At 58.5% G+C, this 22215-nt stretch carries 22 protein-coding genes; 13 read left to right on the top strand and 9 right to left on the bottom strand.

The window, feature by feature from the left end; all coding sequences use genetic code 11:
- Positions 1 to 3: 3 nt before the first annotated feature.
- From GH784_RS07000 to ccmA, 3 genes are all read right to left on the bottom strand, one after another.
- A complete protein-coding gene (locus tag GH784_RS07000) occupies positions 4 to 765 on the bottom strand; it encodes a heme ABC transporter permease (protein WP_025594583.1) in 762 nt (253 codons plus the stop codon).
- Positions 766 to 839: 74 nt separating this feature from the next.
- The gene (gene ccmB, locus GH784_RS06995) at positions 840 to 1499 is read right to left on the bottom strand and encodes a heme exporter protein CcmB (protein WP_003516632.1); all 660 of its coding nucleotides are present in this window, start codon (positions 1497 to 1499) and stop codon (positions 840 to 842) included.
- A gap of 43 nt (positions 1500 to 1542) precedes the next feature.
- The gene (gene ccmA / locus GH784_RS06990; RefSeq protein ID WP_065705171.1) at positions 1543 to 2184 is read right to left on the bottom strand and encodes a heme ABC exporter ATP-binding protein CcmA; all 642 of its coding nucleotides are present in this window, start codon (positions 2182 to 2184) and stop codon (positions 1543 to 1545) included.
- 272 nt (positions 2185 to 2456) lie between these two features.
- Here ccmA and acnA point away from each other — a divergent pair, with 272 nt between their 5' ends.
- The 3 genes from acnA to GH784_RS06975 all read left to right on the top strand — a co-directional run bounded on the left by acnA (position 2457) and on the right by GH784_RS06975 (position 6876).
- A complete protein-coding gene (gene acnA / locus GH784_RS06985) occupies positions 2457 to 5150 on the top strand; it encodes an aconitate hydratase AcnA (RefSeq protein WP_065705173.1) in 2694 nt (897 codons plus the stop codon).
- A gap of 195 nt (positions 5151 to 5345) precedes the next feature.
- Positions 5346 to 6086, top strand: a complete 741-nt coding sequence (locus tag GH784_RS06980; protein WP_003516643.1) for a DUF1223 domain-containing protein — start codon at positions 5346 to 5348, stop codon at positions 6084 to 6086.
- 397 nt (positions 6087 to 6483) lie between these two features.
- Positions 6484 to 6876, top strand: coding sequence for a DUF2794 domain-containing protein (locus GH784_RS06975; RefSeq protein ID WP_065705175.1), 393 nt, complete (start codon positions 6484 to 6486; stop codon positions 6874 to 6876).
- A 137-nt stretch (positions 6877 to 7013) separates the two neighbouring features.
- Here the strand turns inward: GH784_RS06975 and GH784_RS06970 are convergent, their stop codons facing one another.
- The 3 genes from GH784_RS06970 to GH784_RS06960 form a co-directional block, all read right to left on the bottom strand.
- Entirely contained in the window at positions 7014 to 7751 is a 738-nt protein-coding gene (locus GH784_RS06970; RefSeq protein ID WP_013636912.1) for a Bax inhibitor-1/YccA family protein, read from the bottom strand.
- A gap of 218 nt (positions 7752 to 7969) precedes the next feature.
- Positions 7970 to 10531: an ABC transporter permease gene (locus tag GH784_RS06965; RefSeq protein WP_065705177.1), complete on the bottom strand. Its 2562-nt coding sequence runs from the start codon at positions 10529 to 10531 to the stop codon at positions 7970 to 7972.
- Positions 10528 to 11238, bottom strand: a complete 711-nt coding sequence (locus GH784_RS06960; RefSeq protein WP_065705179.1) for an ABC transporter ATP-binding protein — start codon at positions 11236 to 11238, stop codon at positions 10528 to 10530. The genes GH784_RS06965 and GH784_RS06960 overlap by 4 nt, the downstream gene beginning before the upstream one ends.
- Positions 11239 to 11328: 90 nt before the next feature.
- Here GH784_RS06960 and GH784_RS06955 point away from each other — a divergent pair, with 90 nt between their 5' ends.
- Together GH784_RS06955 and thpR are read left to right on the top strand one after the other, a co-directional pair.
- Positions 11329 to 11979: an arylesterase gene (locus GH784_RS06955; RefSeq protein WP_065705181.1), complete on the top strand. Its 651-nt coding sequence runs from the start codon at positions 11329 to 11331 to the stop codon at positions 11977 to 11979.
- A gap of 68 nt (positions 11980 to 12047) precedes the next feature.
- A complete protein-coding gene (thpR, locus tag GH784_RS06950; protein ID WP_003516655.1) occupies positions 12048 to 12641 on the top strand; it encodes an RNA 2',3'-cyclic phosphodiesterase in 594 nt (197 codons plus the stop codon).
- Here the strand turns inward: thpR and GH784_RS06945 are convergent.
- The gene (locus tag GH784_RS06945; RefSeq protein ID WP_065705183.1) at positions 12575 to 13048 is read right to left on the bottom strand and encodes a low molecular weight protein-tyrosine-phosphatase; all 474 of its coding nucleotides are present in this window, start codon (positions 13046 to 13048) and stop codon (positions 12575 to 12577) included. The two genes, thpR and GH784_RS06945, sit on opposite strands and share 67 nt — an antisense overlap.
- Positions 13049 to 13128: 80 nt before the next feature.
- On the opposite strand from GH784_RS06945, the gene GH784_RS06940 reads away from it, so the two are divergent.
- The 7 genes from GH784_RS06940 to GH784_RS06910 all read left to right on the top strand — a co-directional run bounded on the left by GH784_RS06940 (position 13129) and on the right by GH784_RS06910 (position 18938).
- On the top strand, positions 13129 to 13434 hold the full coding sequence (locus GH784_RS06940; RefSeq protein ID WP_025594571.1) for a 4a-hydroxytetrahydrobiopterin dehydratase: 306 nt from the start codon (positions 13129 to 13131) through the stop codon (positions 13432 to 13434).
- Between the two features lie 51 nt (positions 13435 to 13485).
- A complete protein-coding gene (locus GH784_RS06935; RefSeq protein ID WP_038492401.1) occupies positions 13486 to 13866 on the top strand; it encodes a YkvA family protein in 381 nt (126 codons plus the stop codon).
- A 298-nt stretch (positions 13867 to 14164) separates the two neighbouring features.
- Entirely contained in the window at positions 14165 to 14668 is a 504-nt protein-coding gene (locus tag GH784_RS06930; protein ID WP_003516662.1) for an invasion associated locus B family protein, read from the top strand.
- Between the two features lie 266 nt (positions 14669 to 14934).
- Positions 14935 to 16107, top strand: a complete 1173-nt coding sequence (gene rlmN, locus GH784_RS06925) for a 23S rRNA (adenine(2503)-C(2))-methyltransferase RlmN (RefSeq protein WP_075807724.1) — start codon at positions 14935 to 14937, stop codon at positions 16105 to 16107.
- Between the two features lie 108 nt (positions 16108 to 16215).
- Positions 16216 to 17169 carry an ABC transporter substrate-binding protein gene (locus tag GH784_RS06920; protein WP_065705186.1) on the top strand — a complete coding sequence of 318 codons (954 nt, stop codon included), beginning with the start codon at positions 16216 to 16218 and terminating at the stop codon, positions 17167 to 17169.
- Positions 17170 to 17265: 96 nt separating this feature from the next.
- Positions 17266 to 18147, top strand: a complete 882-nt coding sequence (locus tag GH784_RS06915) for an ABC transporter permease (protein ID WP_065705188.1) — start codon at positions 17266 to 17268, stop codon at positions 18145 to 18147.
- Positions 18144 to 18938 carry an ABC transporter ATP-binding protein gene (locus GH784_RS06910; protein WP_019566037.1) on the top strand — a complete coding sequence of 265 codons (795 nt, stop codon included), beginning with the start codon at positions 18144 to 18146 and terminating at the stop codon, positions 18936 to 18938. The genes GH784_RS06915 and GH784_RS06910 overlap by 4 nt, the downstream gene beginning before the upstream one ends.
- A 45-nt stretch (positions 18939 to 18983) precedes the next feature.
- On the opposite strand, the gene GH784_RS06905 is transcribed toward GH784_RS06910, so the two are convergent.
- A complete protein-coding gene (locus GH784_RS06905) occupies positions 18984 to 19631 on the bottom strand; it encodes a LysE family translocator (RefSeq protein ID WP_003516674.1) in 648 nt (215 codons plus the stop codon).
- 151 nt (positions 19632 to 19782) lie between these two features.
- Positions 19783 to 20637: an SDR family NAD(P)-dependent oxidoreductase gene (locus GH784_RS06900; RefSeq protein WP_153793299.1), complete on the bottom strand. Its 855-nt coding sequence runs from the start codon at positions 20635 to 20637 to the stop codon at positions 19783 to 19785.
- Positions 20638 to 20976: 339 nt separating this feature from the next.
- Between GH784_RS06900 and GH784_RS06895 the strand changes: the two genes are divergently transcribed.
- Positions 20977 to 22200: an argininosuccinate synthase gene (locus GH784_RS06895; protein ID WP_003516677.1), complete on the top strand. Its 1224-nt coding sequence runs from the start codon at positions 20977 to 20979 to the stop codon at positions 22198 to 22200.
- Positions 22201 to 22215 lie beyond the last annotated feature (15 nt).

Genomic DNA, 22215 nt, shown 5'->3' with positions numbered 1-22215 from the left:
TTGTCATGCCTCCCGGTTTGCCATGCGGGCGGCAAGCCGCCGTTGGGCTGCCACGCGCCGGCGCCAGATTTCGTTACGCATTGCGGCGATGTGCAACGTGAAGAACAGTAGCGTGAAGCCGATCGCCATGGTCAGAAGCGGCCAGAGAAACTCCGAATCGATTGCCGAGCCGCCCATGCGGATGACGCTTGCCGGCTGGTGAAGCGTGTTCCACCATTCAACTGAAAACTTGATGATGGGAATATTCACAAAACCAACGAGGATGAGCACGGCGCTGACACGGGCGGCCCTGGAAGGGTCGTCCATGGCGCGGTTGAGCGCTATCAGGCCAAGATACATCAGAAAAAGCACAAAGACGGACGTCAGCCGCGCGTCCCATACCCACCAGGTTCCCCACATGGGTTTACCCCAGAGCGAGCCGGTAACAAGCGCAATCAGCGTGAAGGCGGCGCCTATGGGTGCGGCCGCCTTGTGGCTGACATCCGCAACCGGATGACGCCAGACGAGCGTGCCGATCGCTGAGACCGCCATGACCGTATAACACATCATCGAAAGCCAGGCGGAGGGGACATGCACATACATGATGCGCACGGTATAACCCTGCTGGTAGTCGCCATCTGTCGTGAAAGACAGATAGAGACCGGCGGCCAGCACCAGTGCCGTCAGGACCGCAAGCCAGGGCAGAATGCGTGCCGAGAGCGCCAGAAACCGCGTGGGATTGGCGAGATCACTGAATTTGGTGATGGTGAAAGTCTGCTGGTTCATGCCGTTTGTGTAACCCGAGAATGGCTGCCCCGCAATTGATCGCCGTCAATCGTAGATCGGCAATTGCGGTTTCATCAATCCATAACATTGCGCAATGCCAAAGCGGCAAAGAAAGGACCGGTCACGGCTGAAAATAACGTGATCGCGCAGAGAATGAGGAAGGGCGGCAGAAAGGGTGCCGGATCCTGCACCGCCGCATAGGACGCGCTGACGCCGAAGATCAGTACCGGAATGGCCAATGGCAGCACAAGGATGGAGACCAGAAGGCCGCCGCGCGGCAAGGCAACGGCGACAGCGGCACCCACCGCGCCGATGAAGGTAATGGCGGGCGATCCGACAAGGAGTGTGAGCATCACCGCGCCGATCGCCACTTCGTCCATGTTCATGAACAGGCCGATGAGCGGCGAGGCGATGACCAGTGGCAGACCCGTTCCCACCCAATGTGCCAGGCATTTGACGAGCACGGTCAGCACAAGCGGGTTTTCCTGCATGAGTATGAGGTCTAGCGAGCCGTCATCCCGCTCTGCCTGAAACAGCCTGTCGAGGCCGAGGAGGGTGGAGAGCAGCGCGCCGATCCAGACAATGGCTGGGCCGATGCGTGCAAGCAGATTGAGATCAGGCCCGACACCGAAGGGGATGACGGCGACAACGGTCATGAAGAACAAGACGCCGATCAGCGCGCCACCGCCGGCGCGGATGGAGAGTTTCAGGTCGCGGAGGAAGAGGGCGGTCATTGGAGGCGCCTCGGTAGGCGGGCATACCCCGCACACGCACCCATCACGCCCAAGCCTCCACACCTGCAAAGCCCGTCATCTGCAATTCCCGCGCATTGTCGAGCCCAAGCGGCTGATGGGTCGCAGCCATGACGATGCCGCCTCTCCTCAGGTGGCTCTTGACCAGATCCGTAAACATGCCGTCCGCTGCTTTGTCGAGCGCCGCTGTCGGCTCGTCGAGAATCCACACCGGCCGCCACGCGATCAAAAGTTTTGCCATGGCAAAACGTCGCTGCTGGCCTGCGGACAGGTAACCGAAGGGCAGGTGGGTGATGCCCGCAAGGCCGACGATGTCTGCCGCCTCATCGATATCGACACCGGCGCCGCCGGTGAAGTCACCGAGAAAGTCTTTCCAGAACCGCAGATTCTCCGAAACCGTCAGTTCCGTTTTCATTGCGTTGCGATGGCCGAGATAATGGCAGGCCTCCGATGGACGCATGTCCGCTTCTATTCCTTTGCCGGCTATCTTTACCCAGCCCTGCTCGGGGCGCAGCAGGCCGGCTACAGTGCGCAGAAGCGTGGATTTTCCCGAGCCGTTGCGGCCGGTCAGCACCAGCGCTTCGCCGTCACTTAACTTGAAGGAAATGTTCATGAATATGAAATCTTCGCCGCGTCGCACGCCAAGATTTTCCGCGGTCAAATCCATGCTGCGTTTCCGTATAAGATTTTCATCGTCTCGCATAAAAAAATCGATTTGATTTCCTGAATGGTCTGGCACGTTTCTGAGAAATTATCTATATGGGTGTCAACCACGCCAGCGGCCGGCGTGAACATCATCTTGCGCCGGACTTGACGATTGCGAGGAGCAATTTTCACGTGCGGACAGCGGAAATGGTCGTACCCGCATCCTGATGTGCATGAGTGCATAGGTGTCCGCACGCACGTGTTGGCTATCAGAGTAAGCGGGGTTTTTTATCCATGCCCAAATCACTCGACAGTTTTCATTGTCGTTCCGTCCTTACCGTTGATGGTAAGGACTACGTCTATTTCAGCCTTCCCAAGGCTGAGGCAAACGGCCTGAAGGGCGTTTCCAAGCTCCCCTATTCCATGAAAGTTCTTCTGGAAAACCTGCTTCGTTTCGAGGACGGCCAGTCCGTCACCAAAGAGCATATTCTGGCCGTTGCAGAGTGGCTGAACAATAAGGGCCTGACCGAAAACGAAATCGCTTATCGTCCCGCCCGCGTTCTCATGCAGGACTTCACCGGCGTTCCGGCTGTGGTCGATCTCGCCGCCATGCGCGATGCCATGGTGTCGCTCGGTGGCGACCCGGAAAAGATCAATCCGCTCGTTCCCGTCGACCTCGTGATCGACCACTCTGTTATCGTTGACGAATTTGGCACGCCGACGGCGTTTGCCCGAAACGTCGAGCTTGAATATGAGCGCAATGGCGAGCGTTACCGCTTCCTGAAGTGGGGCCAGCAGGCATTCAAGAACTTCCGCGTGGTTCCGCCCGGTACCGGCATCTGTCACCAGGTAAACCTCGAATATCTCGGCCAGACCATCTGGACCAAGGAAGAGGACGGCGAAACGATCGCTTACCCGGATACCTGCGTCGGCACCGACAGCCACACCACCATGATCAACGGTCTTGGCGTTCTCGGCTGGGGCGTTGGCGGTATCGAGGCTGAAGCAGCGATGCTCGGCCAGCCTGTCTCCATGCTCCTGCCCGAGGTCATCGGCTTCAAGCTGACCGGCAAGGTGAAGGAAGGCGTGACTGCGACCGACCTCGTGCTGACCGTCGTGCAGATGCTGCGCAAGAAGGGCGTGGTTTCCAAATTCGTCGAATTCTTCGGCCCCGGCCTCGATTCGATGACGCTGGCCGACCGTGCCACCATCGGCAATATGGGTCCCGAATATGGCGCTACCTGCGGCTTCTTCCCGGTTGACGGCGAGACCATCAACTATCTGACCATGTCCGGTCGCACCAAGGACCGTATCGCGCTTGTCGAAGCCTATTCGAAGGCGCAGGACATGTGGCGGACGGGCGACGGTTCCGACCTCGTCTTCACCGACACCCTTGAACTCGACCTCGGCGACGTCGTGCCATCCATGGCCGGTCCGAAGCGTCCGGAAGGCCGTCTGCCGCTCGAAACCATTGCACCGAATTTCGCGGCGGCTCTCGAGAACGACTACAAGAAGCCCGGCCAACTCCACAGCCGCTATGCGGTTGAGGGTGAGGAGTTCGATCTCGGCCATGGCGATGTGGCGATTGCCGCCATCACCTCCTGCACCAACACGTCCAACCCTTCCGTTCTCATCGCTGCCGGCCTTCTCGCCCGCAATGCGGTTGCCAAGGGTCTGAAGTCCCAGCCGTGGGTGAAGACCTCGCTGGCGCCGGGGTCGCAGGTCGTTGCCGAATATCTCGACAAGTCGGGTCTGCAGAAGGATCTCGATGCGATTGGCTTCAACCTCGTCGGTTTCGGCTGCACCACCTGCATCGGCAACTCCGGCCCGCTGCCCGCACCGATCTCCAAGACGATCAACGACAAGGGCCTGATCACGGCCGGCGTCCTCTCCGGCAACCGCAACTTCGAAGGCCGTATCTCGCCCGATGTTCAGGCGAACTATCTCGCCTCGCCGCCGCTCGTCGTGGCCTACGCGCTTGCCGGCACAGTCCAGAAGGACCTGACGAAGGAGCCGATCGGCGACGACCAGAACGGCAATCCGGTCTATCTCAAGGATATCTGGCCGACTTCGCAGGAAATCCAGGAATTCATCCTGAAATACGTCACACGCGAACTTTACGAATCGAAGTACGCTGATGTCTTCAAGGGTGACGCGAACTGGCAGGCCGTTCAGGTTCCCCCGGGCCAGACCTATGCCTGGGACGACAAGTCGACCTATGTTCAGAACCCGCCTTACTTCGTGGGCATGGGCAAGACTGGTACGGGCCTTACGAACATCAAGGGCGCCCGCGTTCTCGGTCTCTTCGGCGACAAGATCACAACCGACCACATTTCCCCGGCCGGTTCGATCAAGGCTGCTTCGCCCGCCGGCGCCTATCTGACGGAGCACGGCGTGGGCGTTGCCGACTTCAACCAGTACGGTACGCGTCGCGGCAACCATGAAGTCATGATGCGCGGCACCTTCGCCAATATCCGCATCCGCAACCACATGCTCGGCCCGAACGGCAAGGAAGGTGGCTACACCATCCACTATCCGTCGAAGGAAGAGATGTCGATCTACGACGCTGCCATGAAGTACAAGGCGGAGGGCGTTCCGCTCGTCATCTTCGCCGGTGTCGAATATGGCAACGGTTCTTCCCGCGACTGGGCGGCGAAAGGCACCAACCTGCTCGGCGTCAAGGCAGTCATCGCACAGTCCTTCGAGCGTATCCACCGCTCCAACCTCGTCGGCATGGGCGTCGTTCCCTTCGTCTTCGAGGAAGGCACGACCTGGGCAAGCCTTGATCTCAAGGGTGATGAAGTCGTCGAGATCGATGGTCTCGAAGGTGAAATCAAGCCGCGTGAAAAGAAGATCGCCAAGATCACCTACAGCGACGGTTCGGTGAAGGAAGTTCCGCTTCTTTGCCGCATCGATACGCTGGATGAAGTGATCTACATGAACAATGGCGGCATTCTGCAGACGGTTCTTCGCGATCTGGTTGCCTGACAAAGCTCAGACCAGCAAAGGACGCCGGGATTTTTCCCGGCGTCTTTGCGTTTCATCATCTCTTTTTTTGTGATTGCCACTCACCCCTTCGTGACTTTCTATTGAAGTGGAATAGACGTTATTTTCCGGTTTGAATCCGGTTGGGTTGATCGCATCAATTCGTCTGGATATCTGCTCCGGACAAAGGTTCTTGTAATGCCGCTGAAATTGCCCCTGTCGATATGTCTTCTCGGCACGTTCCTCGTCACATCCGCGCATGCGCAGGAAGCTGTGAAGGGCGTTGTCGAGTTGTTTACATCGCAGGGATGCGCGTCCTGCCCGCCGGCGGACGAAGCGTTGCGCAAGATGATCCAGAAGGGTGATGTGGTCGGCCTCTCCTACCATGTCGACTACTGGAATTATCTTGGCTGGACAGATTCCCTGGCATCGAAGGAAAATACAGAGCGGCAATATGGCTACATGCGCGCCCTCGGCCGCAACGGTGTCTATACGCCGCAGGCCATCCTGAACGGTCGCGACCACGTCAAGGGTGCGGATGTCCGCGGGATTTACGACAGGCTGGATGCTTTCAAGCGGGAGGGCCAGGGGCTGAACGTGCCGGTCGCGTCCAAATTTGCCGGTGACGAGGTGGAGATCGATATTGGCGCCGGTAGCGGCAAGGCCGATGTCGTGGTCGCCTATTTCACGCGCGAACAGACGGTGGATGTGCAGAAAGGCGAAAACCAGGGGAAGAAAATGTCCTACTGGCACAGCGTCTATGACGTGCAAACGGTTGGAATGTGGGATGGTTCACCGATGACGGTGAAGCTCCCGGCGAGCGTGGTGGCAAAGGTGAAAAAGGGCGGCTGCGCCGTGCTGTTGCAAACGGCAAATGCCAGCGGCGATCCGGCGGCAATCGTCGGCGCAAGTATTTTACTGGGGAATGAAACACCCTGATCGCCTGTCTGGCGATGGAAGATCCGATCCGGGCATTGGGGGCTGGGGGTAAAGGGTCAATGCACCGGATCGGGTCATCTTGGTGCCTAGGCATCAATTGACAATAGGACTATTCCATTCAATTCGGGCCATGGTTTGACCGAAATACGGCAGGCCGTGCTAAAATGGCTGCCTAAATGGTTACCTTTTTTACCCCTGCTTTTTTCTAAGGCAACGTCCTTATGGGCATCGGAGGGCGTCTTTCTGCGTCGCAGACGCCGGGTTTCGCTGCCGTCCTAAGACCGTAAAACCCGCCTCCAAAGTTGCGATCTCATGTTCAATGGCTGTTCGAGACTTGCAATTTTGTCTTCTCCGGCTCACATTAATCGGACGACTTGGGTGGAATCGGAGGTATTGGATGACCGATCAACCGGATGTGCAGCAGGTTCAGACCGCTTCACGCGACAGTTCCACCGTTGTCGATCTCCGCGAGTACAAAAAAGATAAAGACCCTCTGCCAATTACATTCCACCGGCGTGAGCTGGATGCGATCCTGCGCATCTATGGCCGCATGGTGGGAGAGGGCGAGTGGCGCGACTATGCCATCGACCACTTGAAGGAAAAGGCGGTATTTTCAGTCTTTAAACGCTCGGGTGAAATGCCGCTCTACAGGATCGAGAAGAACCCCAAGCTGGCGGCGAAACAGGGGGCCTATTGCGTGGTGAATACGGATGGCCGCATTCTCAAACGTGGCCACGAGCTGCCGCAGGTTCTCAAGGTTTTCGACAAGGTCCTGAAGCTCATCGAGTGAGATGAGACGGGACGAGCTACCCTGCCGCAGCTTCGTGCGGACACGCGGGTGGAGAGGCGATCAAGTCTCGAATTTCGGTAAATAAAAAGGCGGCCGAATGGCCGCCTTTTGCATGTTTGCCAGTTGGGTTGCTGCCCTTACTTGTCACGGTTGCCCATGAACTGCAGGAGGAACATGAACAGATTGATGAAGTCGAGATAGAGCGTCAGCGCACCCATGATCGCCTTGCGGCCAGCCACGGCAACTTCGTCGCCATCGAAATACATTTCCTTGATCTTCTGCGTGTCATAGGCGGTGAGGCCAGCGAAGATCAGCACACCAATCGCGGAGATCGCGAACTGCAGCGCGGAAGAGGCGAGGAAGATGTTGACGATGGACGCGATGATCAGGCCGAACAGACCCATGATCAGGAACGAACCCATGCCCGAAAGGTCTTTCTTCGTGGTGTAACCGTAAAGCGAGAGCGCGCCGAACGAGGCAGCGGTCACGAAGAACGTCTGTACGACGCTCTGGCCGGTATAGACCAGGAAGATCGAAGACAGGGACACGCCCATCAGCGCCGCATAGACCCAGAAGGTCATCTGGGCGGCAGAAACGCTCATGTTCTGGATACGGAAGCTAAGAAAGAACACCAGTCCGAGCGGTGCGAGCATCACAACCCAGCGCAACGGCGATGCATAGAGCAACTGGGCGAAAGCCGGATTGGTGGTCGCGAGCGTGAAGGTAGCGAACGCCGCAACACCGGTGATGACCAGAGCCAGTGCCATAAGGTTGTAAACCTTGAGCATGTAGGCACGAAGACCTTCATCGATCATCGCACCAGTCTGTGCACGGGTCTGGGCCATGCGGTTCTGGTAGTTATTGAAGTCAGCCATTGTTTCCTCTTTTGAGCTCCGTAATTGCTACGGTGTCGGGATACCTCCCGGGCGCCGCTGCGGAGCTTCAGCAAGCCTGCCCAAGAATATGATGGCAGAACGTGTCCGATACAAGGCCTTTTGCAGTCGAAAAGACACCATATGCGCGAAAAGCGCTCACGTTTCAGCGATCATTACAAAGAATTAATCGTTAAAGTTAAGCAGCGCACAACCGAAGATTATTCACCCGCCTGCCGCAAAACCGGAGCGGCCTTCTGCCCGAGAATTCGCCATGTACCCATGAGGCCGATGCCTACCGTCATGACGAGGGCGACGACGACCGTGCCGATCGCCACATCCGGCAGGAAACTGGAGGGCAGCTTCATGATGCGGGAAATGACGAACCAGGCGGAGACGCCGCCGGCAAAAAGCGCAAAAACGGCGGTGGCGAGACCGAGCATCATATATTCATAGGAGAAGGCGCGGATCAGCAGGCTGCGTGTACCGCCCAGTGTTTTCAGGATCACCGCATCATGGGTGCGGGCACGGTTTCCGGCGGCAAGAGCGCCGGCGAGAACGAGGACGGAGGCTATGAGCGCAACGGCCGCTGCTGCGCGTATGGCGGTGGCAAGCTGGCCGACCAGCCGGTTGACCACATCGAGCGCGTCCTTCACGCGTACGCTTGTTATCGTCGGGTAGGCGTTGGTGACGGCGCGCAATATCTGGCCCTCCTCGCTTGCGGATGCGGAGGGGTCAGCGAGTGTGGCAAGCCAGGTATGTGGTGCGCCACGGAAGGTATTGGGTGAAAACACCATGACGAAATTGATCGACAGCGATTCCCATTCGACATTGCGCAGATTGGCGATCTTTGCCGTGATGCTGCGGCCGAGCACGTTGACGGTAACGGTGTCGCCGATCTTGAGGCCCAGTTCCTGCGCCTCTTTCGCCGCAAAAGAGACCAGCGGCTCGCCGCTATAATCCGGTCCCCACCATGTTCCTTCGGTCAGCTTGGCGTTTTCGGGAGCATCCTGCGAATAGGTTATGCCCCGATCACCGCGCAGCAGCCAGCGACCGGATGGCGGCACGTCTATCTTCGTCACGTCCTCGCCATTGAGCGCCAGAATGCGGCCGCGCAGCATCGGCACCTCGGTCAGCGTGCCCTGAGGCGCTTCTTGCCTGAGAAGATCGCGGAAACCCTGCAACTCGGTGCCCTGAATATCCACGAAGAAGAAATTCGGCGCTCGTTCCGGCAGGCTGTCGGTCAGTTCGCGGCGCAGATTGCCGTCGATAAGCGTCAGGGTCACCAGCAACGTCAGCCCGAGGCCGAGGGAGAGAACGACGGAGGGGGTGAGCGCACCCGGCCGGTGAATATTGCCGATCGCCAGGCGAAGGGCGGCGGAATGAACGCGCGGGCTGCGTTTGGCGATGGCCTTGACGCCCGACGCCACCAGTCGCAGCACCACAAACGCGAAGGCGATGGCGGCAAGGAAAACCGAGGCGATGAAACGTTCTTCTGCCGAAAAGATGGCAAGTATGGCCAGCGCAGCCAACAACAAGCCCGTCACTGCGAGATAAGGCCAGGATGGCCAGCTGCCCTCCTCGAACCCCTGCTCTCGAAAAAGGGCGGTCGCGGGAACTTCGCGCGCCTGGCCGAGTGGCACGATGGCGAAGGCAAGTGTCGTCAAGATGCCGAACAGGGCGGCAAGACCAAGTGCTGCCGGATAAAAGGCAAGCTCTTTCGGCACCGGAAGCACACCCTCCAGAAACCGCATGGCAATCAGCGGGGCGATGGCGCCCACAGCGAGGCCTATGATGATGCCAACGGCGGCAATGAACACGATCTGGAAGAGATAGGTCATGGTGACCACGGAAGCCGGCGCGCCGAGGCATTTCAGCGAGGCGATCGTGGTGCGCTTGGAATCAAGAAAGGCGCGAACGGCGTTCGCAACGCCGACGCCGCCAACGATGAGGGCGGTCAGGCCCACCAGCGTCAGGAATTGCGAGAAGCGGTTGACGTTTTCGGTAAGCGATGGCGCTGCCCGGTCACTCGTGCGGATGGACCAGCCGGCATCGGGAAACGTCTTGTTGGCCGCATCGGTCATCGTGGCCCGCGCTGCAGGATCGTTCAGCATGATCTTGTAGGCGTGTTCGACCAGACTTCCGTTCTGAACGAGGCCTGAGGCGAAAAGCGCATCGCGGCTGACCATCAGCCTTGGGGCAAAACCGAAGCCGTCGGACAGGGCATCCGGCTCGTCGACAACCGTGCCGGTCAGTTTCAGCTTCACATTACCGAGAAGGATGTCGTCGCCGACCTTGATGCCCAGCCGCTCCAGGAGAAGCGGCGCGGCAACGGCGCCATAGGTATCGCCGTTCGCAGCCAGAAGCTCGCTCAGAGGCCGGTTTGGATCTGCTACGAAGGCGCCGTAAAGCGGATAGGCGCCGTCTACGGCCTTCACTTCCGTCAGCGTCTGTTCGGAACCATCGGCAAGGCGCGCCATGGAGCGCAGCCCGGTGGAAACGGCGATTTTGCCGAGGCCATCGAGGTAGGCCCGCTCCTCTGCGGTTGCCTCCCTGTTGCGCAGCTCGAAGCGCACATCGCCAGCCAGTATCGATTGGCCTTCCGTCGCAATCGCGCTGGTGACGGCGCGTGACACGGAGTTGACAGCGGCAATGGCGCCGGTTCCGAGCGCGATGCAGGCGAGGAAAATATAGAAGCCACGCAAACCGCCGCGAATTTCGCGCCGCGCGAGCCTCAATGCGTTTTTGATGTTGGCAACAGACGGGAGAATGGAGCCGATCATGCCGATACCGCCCTAGCCATATGGGCAGCGGCGCTGTCACCCTCTATCTCGCCGGAGCGCACCTTGATCTGTCTTGAGCAACGGGCGGCCAGTGACGGATCATGGGTGACAAGGATCATCGTCATGCCGCGTTCGGCCTGTTTTGAGAAAAGAAGATCGGCGATCTGCTGGCCCGTATCCGCATCCAGATTGCCGGTCGGTTCGTCTGCGATCAACACGGCGGGGGAGGGTGCAAGCGCGCGGGCGATCGCAACACGCTGCTGTTCGCCACCGGAGAGCTGGCCGGGATAATGGTTGAGGCGTTCGCCGAGACCGACAGCTACGAGTTCCCGTTTGGCGATCTCGAAGGGGTTCGGCACGTTGGCCAGTTCCAGCGGAACGGCTACGTTTTCCAGCGCCGTCATATTGGCGATGAGGTGGAAAGACTGGAAAACGATGCCGATATTCTTGCCGCGGAAATCCGCGAGAGCATCCTCGCCGAGCTTATGCAATTCCGTGCCCGCTATGAAGATCTCGCCGCTATCCAGCCTTTCGAGACCGGCAAGCACCATCAGAAGGGTCGATTTTCCCGAACCGGAAGGGCCGACGATCCCCACCGCCTCGCTTTCGCCAATGGCAAGATCGATGCTCTTGAGAACGTGAACGGAGGCGGCGGCGTTGCCGAGCGTGAGGTCGGCCTTCTTAAGCTCTATGATGCTTTTCGTCACAATTCTCGTTCCTATATATGATGAAAACAGTCTGGCGGTGTCGATGCGGACGGTATTTCAGACAATGCAAACCAAGTTAGGAAAGCCGTGATGAGATTTAAAGCTGCCCTGTTTCACTTCATCGTCATTTTAGCCGCCGCCTTTTCCGCCTCGGCGGCCATGGCGCAGGAGCGGACATTGCAACTGGTTGGCCTGGGCGACAGTCTCATGGCGGGTTACCAGTTACCCCCCACCGATGGCTATACGGCACAGCTTGAAGCTGCATTAAAGGCCAAGGGCATCAATGTTACCGTCACCAATGCCGGTGTGTCCGGCGATACGTCCTCAGGCGGTCTGGCTCGGGCGGAGTGGTCGGTTCCCGATGGCACGGACGGGGTCATTCTGGAACTCGGCGCCAATGATGCGTTGCGCGGTATTGCGCCGGAACAGACGGAAAAGAACCTCGACGCCATCATTTCCGGCTTTCAGAAACGCAACATAGCGGTGCTGCTAGTCGGCATTATGGCACCGCCGAACATGGGTGACGATTACGCCAAGCGCTTCAACCCGATCTATCCGAAGCTTGCAGAAAAATACAACCTGCCGCTTTATCCGTTTTTTCTGGATGGCGTGGTGACGGATGATAAGTTGAAGCTGGAGGACAAGATGCATCCCAATACGCAGGGTGTGGCGATGATGGTGGAGAAATCTTTGCCGGCTGTTGAAAGCTTCATCAAGACAATCGGTGCGCAAAAAAAATAAGCACTTGCGCCCGCCTGCATTGCATGATTCGCTATGCTTGTTCTGCCAAGAGATTCGGGGAGCTCGCCATGCCGAGACTGTTTATCGCCCTCGAAATTCCGCGCAATGCGGCTATGAGCCTGTCATTGTTGCGCGGTGGTCTGCCGGGAGCCCGGTGGATCGATGTGGAGAATTATCACATAACCCTGCGTTTTATCGGCGATATCGACGGGAGAACCGCCGATGAGGTCGTTGACAGGCTGGACCGGATCGACAGGCCGGAATTCCAGCTCAGTCTCAACGGGATGGGTTCCTTCGGCTCCAAGAAACCGCATTCGATCTGGGCGGGGGTTTCCCCCTCGCCGGAAATGAATGCGCTTCAGGCGGAGGTCGAGAGGATCTGTCAGAGGATCGGCCTGCCGCCGGATCCGCGCAAGTTCATGCCGCATGTGACGCTGGCGCGGTTGCGCTCTTCACGGCTGGACGATGTGGTGCAGTATCTTTCCGGACGCGGCAATTTCCGCACATCGGCCTTCACGGTCGGTCGTTTCGTGCTGATGTCGTCCAAGGAATCGGTGGGTGGCGGACCTTACATCGTGGAAGAGGTGTTCCCGCTTCACGAAGCGCGGTCCAGCGCCATCTTCTCGAGCAACGAGCTGCATCCTGCAAAAAGCATGTTGTAGACGGCCAGAAATCCGTCGTCGCCACCGAAATAGGGATCGGGCACGTTTTCGTGGCGTCCCGAAGCGTAGTCCAGGAACAGGTGGATTTTGTGCTTCCGGTTTTCGGGCGCCTTTCGGAGCAGTTTCGCGAGATTTCCTCCGTCCATGGCAAGGATGAGATCGAAGGTCTCGAAATCGGCCTGGCTGACCTGCCGTGCACGCTGCAGGGAAATATCGATCCCATGCTTGCGGGCGATTGCGATGGATCTGCGATCCGGGGCGGTACCGGTGTGCCAACCGCCGGTGCCGGCGGAATCGACAGTGAGTTGGCGAGATACGCCTTCGGTTTCGGCAAGGTTTGTCAAAATGCCTTCGGCAAGCGGTGAGCGGATGCCCATGCAGACAAAAAGAACGGCTGTATGTTTCATTGAATATGCGTCGATCCGGTCGTTGAGGCGTTAATGTTTCTCCGAAACAGCGGATCGCATGTCAAGCGGAGGCAAGATGCATGAAATATCCAAGACTTGAACCGGAAGCCGTCCGGCAGGCGCTTTTAAAACTCGAAGGCTGGTCCTTGCGCGAGGACGGGGCAGCAATCGTCCGGTCGTTCAAGTTTGCGAGTTTTGCGGAGGCTTTCGGTTTCATGGCCGAGTCCGCACTCGTGGCAGAAAAGCTCAATCATCATCCAGAATGGTCTAACGTCTATTCGCGCGTCAGGGTCTGCCTCACCACCCACGATTCGCAAGGCGTTACCGAGCGGGATTTCCTGCTCGCGGAGGCCATGCAGAAGGCGGCAACGGGCCGTGGGAATTGAACGGCGGGCTTTAACTCCCATATAATAACCGTGACCGGAGGACCGTCGATCATGGATGATGTGAAAATCGGTGAAATTCTTTTGCCCGGGGAAACGGGCAGCGAGGGCGAACGCGAACGCGTCGTGCGCGCCAAATTCTGGCCGAAGCTGAAGCGTGTGATGACAAAGGTGCCCTTCGCGCGCGATGCGGCAGCAGCCTATTATTGCGCGATCGACCGGGATACTCCGCTGCGTGCCAAGGGCATCATTCTGGCCGCGCTCGCCTATTTCATCATGCCGTTTGATGCCATACCGGACATGCTGGCGGTCGTTGGATTTACCGACGACATCGCGGTCATTACGGCCGCGCTTGCGATGATCCGCGCCCACATCAAGATGGAGCATTACGATGCGGCGGATGCCATGCTGAAACGGCAGCAGGAGGCCGAATAACACGTCTGTGATGACGAGGCTCCTCGGAGCCGGGCAGGTGACAAATTGTTGCCTGAATTTGTGTGTCATAGACATGACGGGGAGGGCGTGCCACGCCTTTCTTCTCAGGGTGCGGGCGTAGCCGATCTGTAACACTTCAAGACGTTTTCGGCATTTTATACGTGTTGTTGACGGTTTGGTAACCGCTTCCTGACCACAATGAGAAAAGACGATCCGCACCTGAACGTGGCCGATCCATACACATGGAGCCCGCCGCTGCTTCGGGCCAATGGAAGACAATAACCCGGCAGGAAATTCTATGTTTGTAAGAAGTGTAGCAACCGCAGTGGCCATTTTGCTGACCAGCGTCGGCGTAGCATCTGCACAGTCGCCCACGCGCATCCAGCAGTTCAATGCATGGGGCGCCTATTCGTACAAATCGGGCAACAGCACCGTCTGCTACGTTCTTTCCATCCCCACTTCCAAGGAACCGGCGAGCGTCGATCACGGCGATATCTTCTTCATCGTGTCGCAGCGTCCGGGCCAGAATATTTCCTACGAGCCGCAGGCCATGGTGGGTTACCCGCTGAAGCAGGGCTCCAAGGTCAATGTCACGATCGACAACAAGAACTTCGTGATGTTTACCAAGGACAAGGCTGCCTGGGTTGAAAATGCTGCCGAAGAACCCGCTCTCGTTGCCGCGATGAAGGGCGGCAAGTCGATGACGGTGAAGGCGGTGTCCGGCCGCGGCACCGCGACTTCCTATTCCTATTCGCTTTCTGGCATTTCGGCTGCTTTCAAGCAGATCGAAAGCTGCAAGTAATCCTGACGCTTCGTCAGCTTCGTGATTGGCCGGTCATCGACCGGCCATTTGCGTTTTTGCTTGTTTGATGCTAAAGGCGCGGCAACATTGACAGGCGGATGCGCGAAAAGTGCTCCGCCTTTGATTTTCTCGACATGCAGACGATTTTCCGCCTTTCCTAAAGGCCGGTCGTGCGATGCATTGGATGATGGGATAGCGTGATGTCCGTATTGCATGCCCCTGCCGGTCTGGCAGTCAAAACTCCCCTGATCGCCAATAGCGATCTCATGTCCGGCAAGCCGTCGCTGATCGGCATGACGCGTGAGGAAATGGGCGAGGCGCTGGCCGAGATCGGCGTGCCGCAGAAGCAGGTGAAGATGCGTGTCAGCCAGTTGTGGAACTGGCTGTATGTGCGCGGCGTCTCGGATTTCGACAACATGACCAATGTTGCCAAGGAACTCAGGGAAAAGCTGAAAGCAGCCTTCACCATTGCCCGCCCCGAAATCGTCGAGGAGCAGATTTCCAACGACGGCACCCGCAAATGGCTGATGCGTTTTCCGCCGCGCGGTGCGGGACGTCCTGTCGAGATCGAGACGGTCTATATTCCCGAAGAAGGACGCGGCACGCTTTGCATTTCGAGCCAGGTGGGCTGTTCGCTGACGTGTTCCTTCTGTCACACCGGCACGCAGCGTCTGGTGCGGAACCTGACGGCCGAGGAAATTCTCTCCCAGCTTCTGCTCGCCCGCGACCGGCTCGGCGATTTTCCTGACGGTTCGACGCCGGTCGGCGCCTATGTGCCGAGCGAAGGCCGCAAGGTCTCCAACATCGTGATGATGGGCATGGGCGAACCGCTCTACAATTTCGAACATGTGAAGACCGCACTTCTGATCGCCACCGATGGTGACGGCCTGTCGCTCTCCAAGCGTCGCGTGACCCTGTCCACCTCGGGCGTCGTGCCGGAAATCTTCCGCACGGGCGATGAGATCGGCGTCATGCTGGCGATTTCACTGCATGCGGTGCGCGACGATCTGCGCGACATGCTGGTGCCGATCAACAAGAAATACCCGCTGAAGGAGCTGATCGAGGCTTGCCGCAATTATCCGGGTGTCTCCAACGCCCGCCGCATCACCTTCGAATATGTGATGCTGAAGGATGTGAACGACAGTCTGGAAGACGCCAAGATGCTGGTGCAGCTTCTGAGGGGCGTTCCAGCCAAGATCAATCTCATTCCGTTCAATCCGTGGCCAGGCACGAATTACCAGTGCTCCGAATGGGCGCAGATCGAGAAGTTCGCGGATTTCATCAATCAGGCGGGTTACGCTTCGCCGATCCGTACGCCGCGCGGCCGCGATATTCTCGCTGCCTGCGGCCAGCTGAAATCGGAATCCGAGCGCATGCGCAAAACCGAAAGGCTGGCTTTCGAGGCGATGATGATTGCCAACCACGGTGCGGACGACTGAATCGACGCCAATCGCGGCAGAAAGCTTGGTTCGTTACGGTTCTTTGATTGATTTCGGGCGGTCTTGTTTCTAATAAGACGGCAATAAGAAACCAACTGGAGGATACCTATGCGTGCATTCATTCTGGCGCTCGCAGCCGCGAGCGCCCTCGTTCTGCCGGCCAAGGCTGAAAACGTCACCGTTGCCGTCACCGCCATTGTCGAACATCCGGCGCTTGACGCCGCACGTGACGGCGTCAAGGCAGCGCTTGCCGAAGCCGGTTACAAGGAAGGCGAGAACCTCAAGTTCCTCTACGAGTCCGCGCAGGGTAATCCAGGCACCGCAGCGCAGATTGCGCGTCAGTTCGTGGGCGAAGCCCCCAATGTCATCGTGCCGATCTCCACACCGTCCGCTCAGGCCGTCGTTGCGGCGACGCGCGACATTCCGGTTGTCTTCACGGCTGTTTCCGATCCGGTTGGCGCACAGCTCGTCAAGGACATGCAAAAACCCGGCCGCAACGTGACCGGACTTTCCGACATGCTGCCGATTGCTGAGCATCTGGCGCTGATCAAGGAAATTTCGCCCAACGCCAAGTCCATCGGCTTTATCTACAACTCCGCCGAGGCCAACTCCGTCTCGACGCTTGCAGCGCTGAAGGCTGAGGCTGAAAAGGCCGGCCTGAAGGTCGTTGAATCTGTCGCCACAAAATCCGCCGAAGTGCAGGGCGCGACGCGCGCACTGGTCGGCAAGGCCGACGTGATCTACGTGCCGACCGACAATACCATCGTTTCCGCTTTCGAGGCGGCAGCTGGCGTTGCGAGTGAGGCGAAAATTCCGCTTTATGCCGCCGATACGGATTCCGTTGCGCGCGGTGCGGTTGCGGCTCTCGGCTTCAACTATTTCGACGTTGGCAAGCAGACCGGCGCTGTCGTTGTTCGCATTCTCAAGGGTGAGAAGCCCGGCGACATTCCGGCAACCGTTGCCGTCGGCACCGATCTGGTGATCAACAAGAAGGCTGCTGAAAAAGCTGGCGTCACCTTCCCCGAAAGCGTGACGAAGCGCGCCACCAAGGTCATCGACTAAACCGGACTTCGGGCGGCGGTCACTCGCCGCCCGCTTTGCGCGGCACGCAACGGTGCCCGTATCCGCCGACGCGGCGGCAATAACAAGGACATTACCGTGAGCCAAATCGCTTTCTGGGGTGCCGTGGAACTGGGACTGGTCTTCGCCTTCGTGGCGATCGGCGTCTATCTCGCTTTCCGGGTACTTGATTTTCCTGATCTGACCGTTGACGGTTCCTTTCCGCTCGGCGCAGCCGTTGCGGCCGTGATGATCATCGCCGGCCTCAATGCGTGGGTCGCGACGGCGATTGCGATGGTTGCCGGCGCCGGTGCTGGCATCGTTACGGCCACGCTCAACGTTCGGTTCAAGATACTCAACCTGCTTGCGTCAATCCTGACGATGATCGCGCTATTTTCGGTGAACCTTCGGGTGATGGGAAAACCGAATGTGGCGCTGCTCAATCAGGATACGATGATCTCGCCGTTCTACGGTCTCGGTCTTTCCGAATATCTCGTGCGGCCACTCTTTATCGGCGTTCTGGTATTGCTCGCTGTCATTCTCGTCTGGCGTTTCCTTGAGAGCGACGCGGGCCTTGCCATGCGGGCGACGGGCGCGAATGCGCGGATGGCGCGCGCCCAAGGGGTGAAGACCGGCAACCAGATCTATCTTGGCATGGCGCTTTCGAATGCACTGGTCGCGCTCGGCGGCGCGCTTTTTGCGCAGACCAATGGCTTTGCCGATGTGACTGCCGGTGTCGGCACCATCGTCGTCGGGCTTGCGGCCGTCATCATCGGCGAAACGCTGTTCGGCTCGCGGGGCATTCTGATTGCGCTCATCGGCTGTGTTTTCGGCTCCATCGCCTACCGCCTTGCCATCCAGCTCGCTTTGTCGAGCGATGCGCTGGGTCTCAAGGCCTCCGATCTCAATTTCGTTACGGCAGTATTGGTAGCCATCGCATTGATCCTGCCTCGACTGCGCCGCGGGGGAGCAACATCGTGATTTCCCTTTCCGACATTCAGGTCATCTTCGGGCGTGGCACACCGCTGCAAAAGCAGGCGCTGGCCAAGATCGATCTTACCATCGAGGATGGTTCCTTCGTTACCGTGATCGGCTCCAACGGTGCCGGCAAATCCACGCTTCTCGGCGTTCTCGCGGGCGATGTCCTGCCGACGGCCGGAAAGGTGATGGTTGGTGGCGCCGATGTCACACGCAAAACGACCGCCAGCCGGGCTGGGCGGGTGGCGCGCGTGTTTCAGGACCCATTGGCTGGCAGCTGTGGCGCGCTCACAATTGAGGAGAACCTTGCGCTTGCGGCGTCTCGCGGAGAGCGTCGCGGCTTGTTGCCGGCGCTTGGGCGCGGCAGGCGGGATTTCTTCCGGGAGCGTATCGCTTCGCTCAATCTCGGTCTGGAAAATCGTTTGAAGGACCGCATGGACCTGTTGTCCGGCGGGCAAAGGCAGGCGGTCTCGCTTGTCATGGCAACGCTTTCCGGTTCGGACGTGTTGCTGCTTGACGAACATACGGCAGCACTCGATCCCGGCATGGCGGAGTTCGTGATGGAGCTGACCCGCAAGGTGGTTTCCGAGCGCAAGCTGACGACGCTGATGGTTACCCATTCCATGCGTCAGGCGCTGGACTATGGCGACCGCACGATCATGCTGCACGCCGGTGAGATCGTGCTCGATGTGTCCGGCGAAAGCCGCAAGGGTCTTCAGGTCGAAGATCTTATCGACATGTTCCGCAAGATACGCGGCCAGACGCTTGATGACGATGAGCTATTGATCGGCTGATGAGTTATCCGAAAGGCGCCTGCGGGCGCCTTTTTTATTTGTGCGTCATCGCGTCTGGGTGAGGAAAATCTTGACGGCGAAAAGCGAAAATACACCGGCGATCGTATAATCCAGCCCGCGCAGAACCTTCTTGTTGCGCTGGAGCCAGGCCGACAGCACATCGGCGGCAACGACGATGCCGATGCCGATCGGCAGCGCCACGATGATTGACCAGAGCCCAAGGAAAATAAGCTTGCCGGTGACATGCGGATCGGATGCGCTGACGAATTGCGGCAGGAAGGTCATGAAAAAGATGATGACCTTTGGATTGAGCAGATTGACCCAAATACCGTTCAGCAAGGCGGATTTAAGTGAGGATTGCTGTTTTTCGCCCGTGGTCTTGACCATCACGAAATCCGAGCCCTTGCGGATCGCCTGAATGGCGAGCCAGACAAGATAGGCGGCCCCGCCGGTCTTCAGGATGAGGAAGGCTGTCGGCGATGCGACGATGAGGGCCGCGACGCCGAAGGCAACCAGCATTGTATGCACGGTAATGCCGAGATTGGTGCCCACAAGGGTCATGAAACCCGCTGCCCGGCCCTCGCGTATTGACCGGCTGATCCATAGCGTCATGTCAGGCCCGGGCGTGACCGCCAGAAGCAGGATGGCGACGGTGAAGGCGGCAAGTGTTGGCAGGCTCGGAACGAAATCCATCGCGGCACCCGTAAAGCTGGAGACTGCCGTTGCTTAACGCGAATTCGCGTTTCTGCCAATGTTTTTGCGCGCCGGGACATTGGTACGAAAACCGGGGATGATCAAAAGTGGATAGCCGCCGCAACTTTCAAAGTGCGGCGGCGTCGGGCGATCAGTTTTTGAGGAAGCTGGTGAAGGCGGCGGAATATTCGGTGTGCCAGCGCGACAGTGGCGGACGATTTTGGACGATGTCTTGAGCTGCCCACAGAATGCGTTTCTCGTCCGTCGGGCGATCCACTTCGCCATCCGGGCAGAGAATGTAGAAATCGCCCCTGGCGATGCGCTCGATCATGAAATCAACGGTTTGCTCGCCGGTCCAGGCTCCTGCTGGTTTTTCCGTCCTGCCATTTGCCGTGAGGCCGGTAAAGACGAAACCGGGGATCAGGAGATGGGCGGAAACCGCGCTGTTCGGAATATTGCGCAGCTCGTGCTGTAGCGCTTCCGTGAAGGCTTTGACGCCGGCCTTCGAGACATTATAGGCCGGATCGCCCGGCGGGGTGGTGATGCCCTGTTTCGAACCGGTATTGATGATGAGCGCGGCCTCGCCATGGGCGACCATGCCCTGCCCAAACACCCGGCTGCCGTTCACGACACCCATCAGGTTGACGTTGATAACTTTTTCCCAGTTGGCCTGAGCGCCGAAGATGGCGCTGCCCGGCTGGATGCCGGCATTGTTCATCAACACATGAACCCGCCCGAAACGCTGGATGACAGCGCGTTCCAGCGCCTCCAGCTCATCGAGTTTCGACACGTCGGTCGGTATTGCAACGATCTGTGCTTCGCCGTCCTTTGCGATGGTCAGAATATCAGCATGCGCTGCGGCAAGCTTGTCACCGTCGAGATCGACGAGGACGACGCTCATGCCGAAACCGGCGAATTTCCGGGCCGCGGCAAGTCCGATACCGGAGGCCGCGCCGGTGATGACGGCGACATTATCTTCCTTGAATGCGGGGTGGATGGTCGTCATAGGTTTTCCTTTCGCGTCGTTTTGTGCTGTTTCCAGCCGTTTGCAACGTTGCCTGAACCCTGAGTGGCTTCATTCACGGTCTTCAAGTTGATCGCGCCGCTTCATGTTAAAGCGCGAAATCGCATAATGCATGTGACAATTCGTTCGTTCCAGTCATGACGCGCTGTTGCGGGGATCTGACCTTTCGCAAATGCCTATTGCCCTTTCGTCCTATTCGTTGTTTTGTCGGGCATCTTTTCCGAAAATCGCTTCACAGTTTTCGGGTTGCACTGTAAAAGTGCCGAAATCCCAAGGAAATGGCGGTACCCCGATGCCGTCATCATGCAGATGGACATCATAATGGCACTCCCGAAAGACGTTAAGAAAGTCGTTCTCGCCTATTCCGGCGGCCTCGACACCTCGATCATCCTGAAGTGGCTTCAGACGGAACTCGGCGCTGAGGTCGTGACCTTTACCGCCGATCTCGGCCAGGGCGAAGAGCTTGAGCCGGCGCGCAAGAAGGCCGAGTTGCTGGGCATCAAGGAAATCTTCGTCGAGGACGTCCGCGAAGAGTTCGTGCGTGATTTCGTTTTTCCGATGTTCCGTGCCAACGCCGTTTATGAAGGTGTCTATCTGCTCGGTACCTCCATCGCCCGCCCGCTGATTTCCAAGCACCTGATCGAGATCGCCAAGAAGACCGGTGCCGATGCCATTGCGCATGGCGCCACCGGCAAGGGCAACGACCAGGTCCGTTTCGAGCTTTCGGCCTATGCGCTGAACCCGGATATCAAGATCATCGCCCCATGGCGCGACTGGACTTTCAAGAGCCGGACCGACCTTCTGGAATTTGCCGAAAAGAACCAGATTCCCGTGGCCAAGGACAAGAAGGGCGAAGCGCCGTTCTCCGTCGACGCCAACCTGCTGCACTCCTCGTCCGAGGGCAAGGTTCTGGAAGACCCGGCTAAGGAAGCCCCGGAATATGTGCACATGCGCACCATTTCCCCGGAAGCAGCGCCTGACAAGGCAACCGTTATCAAGGTCGGTTTCCGCAAGGGTGATGCCTGCTCCATCAACGGTGTGGAAATGTCGCCTGCCACGCTTCTGGCGACGCTCAACAATTATGGTCGCGAAAACGGCATCGGCCGTCTCGATCTGGTCGAGAACCGCTTCGTCGGCATGAAGTCGCGCGGCGTCTACGAAACGCCCGGCGGCACCATCCTGCTGGCTGCGCATCGCGCGATCGAATCCATCACGCTCGACCGGGGTGCCGCGCATCTGAAGGACGATCTGATGCCGCGTTACGCCGAACTCATCTATTACGGCTTCTGGTTCTCGCCCGAGCGCGAGATGCTGCAGGCCCTGATCGACAAGAGCCAGGAGCATGTGGAAGGTGAAGTGACGCTGAAGCTCTACAAGGGCAATGTCATGGTGACCGGCCGCGAGAGCGCGAAGTCGCTCTATTCCGACGCGCTGGTGACGTTCGAGGACGACCACGGTGCTTATGACCAGAAGGACGCAGCTGGCTTCATCAAGCTCAATGCCCTGCGCCTGCGCACCCTTGCGAAGCGTAATCTCGGCAAGTAATTCTGCTTAAGTATG

The sequence above is a fragment of the Agrobacterium tumefaciens genome, from assembly GCF_009649785.1.
GTDB lineage: Bacteria > Pseudomonadota > Alphaproteobacteria > Rhizobiales > Rhizobiaceae > Agrobacterium > Agrobacterium tumefaciens.
Note: the sequence above shows the minus strand (reverse complement) of the source record. Positions and strands in the feature narration are given on the sequence as shown.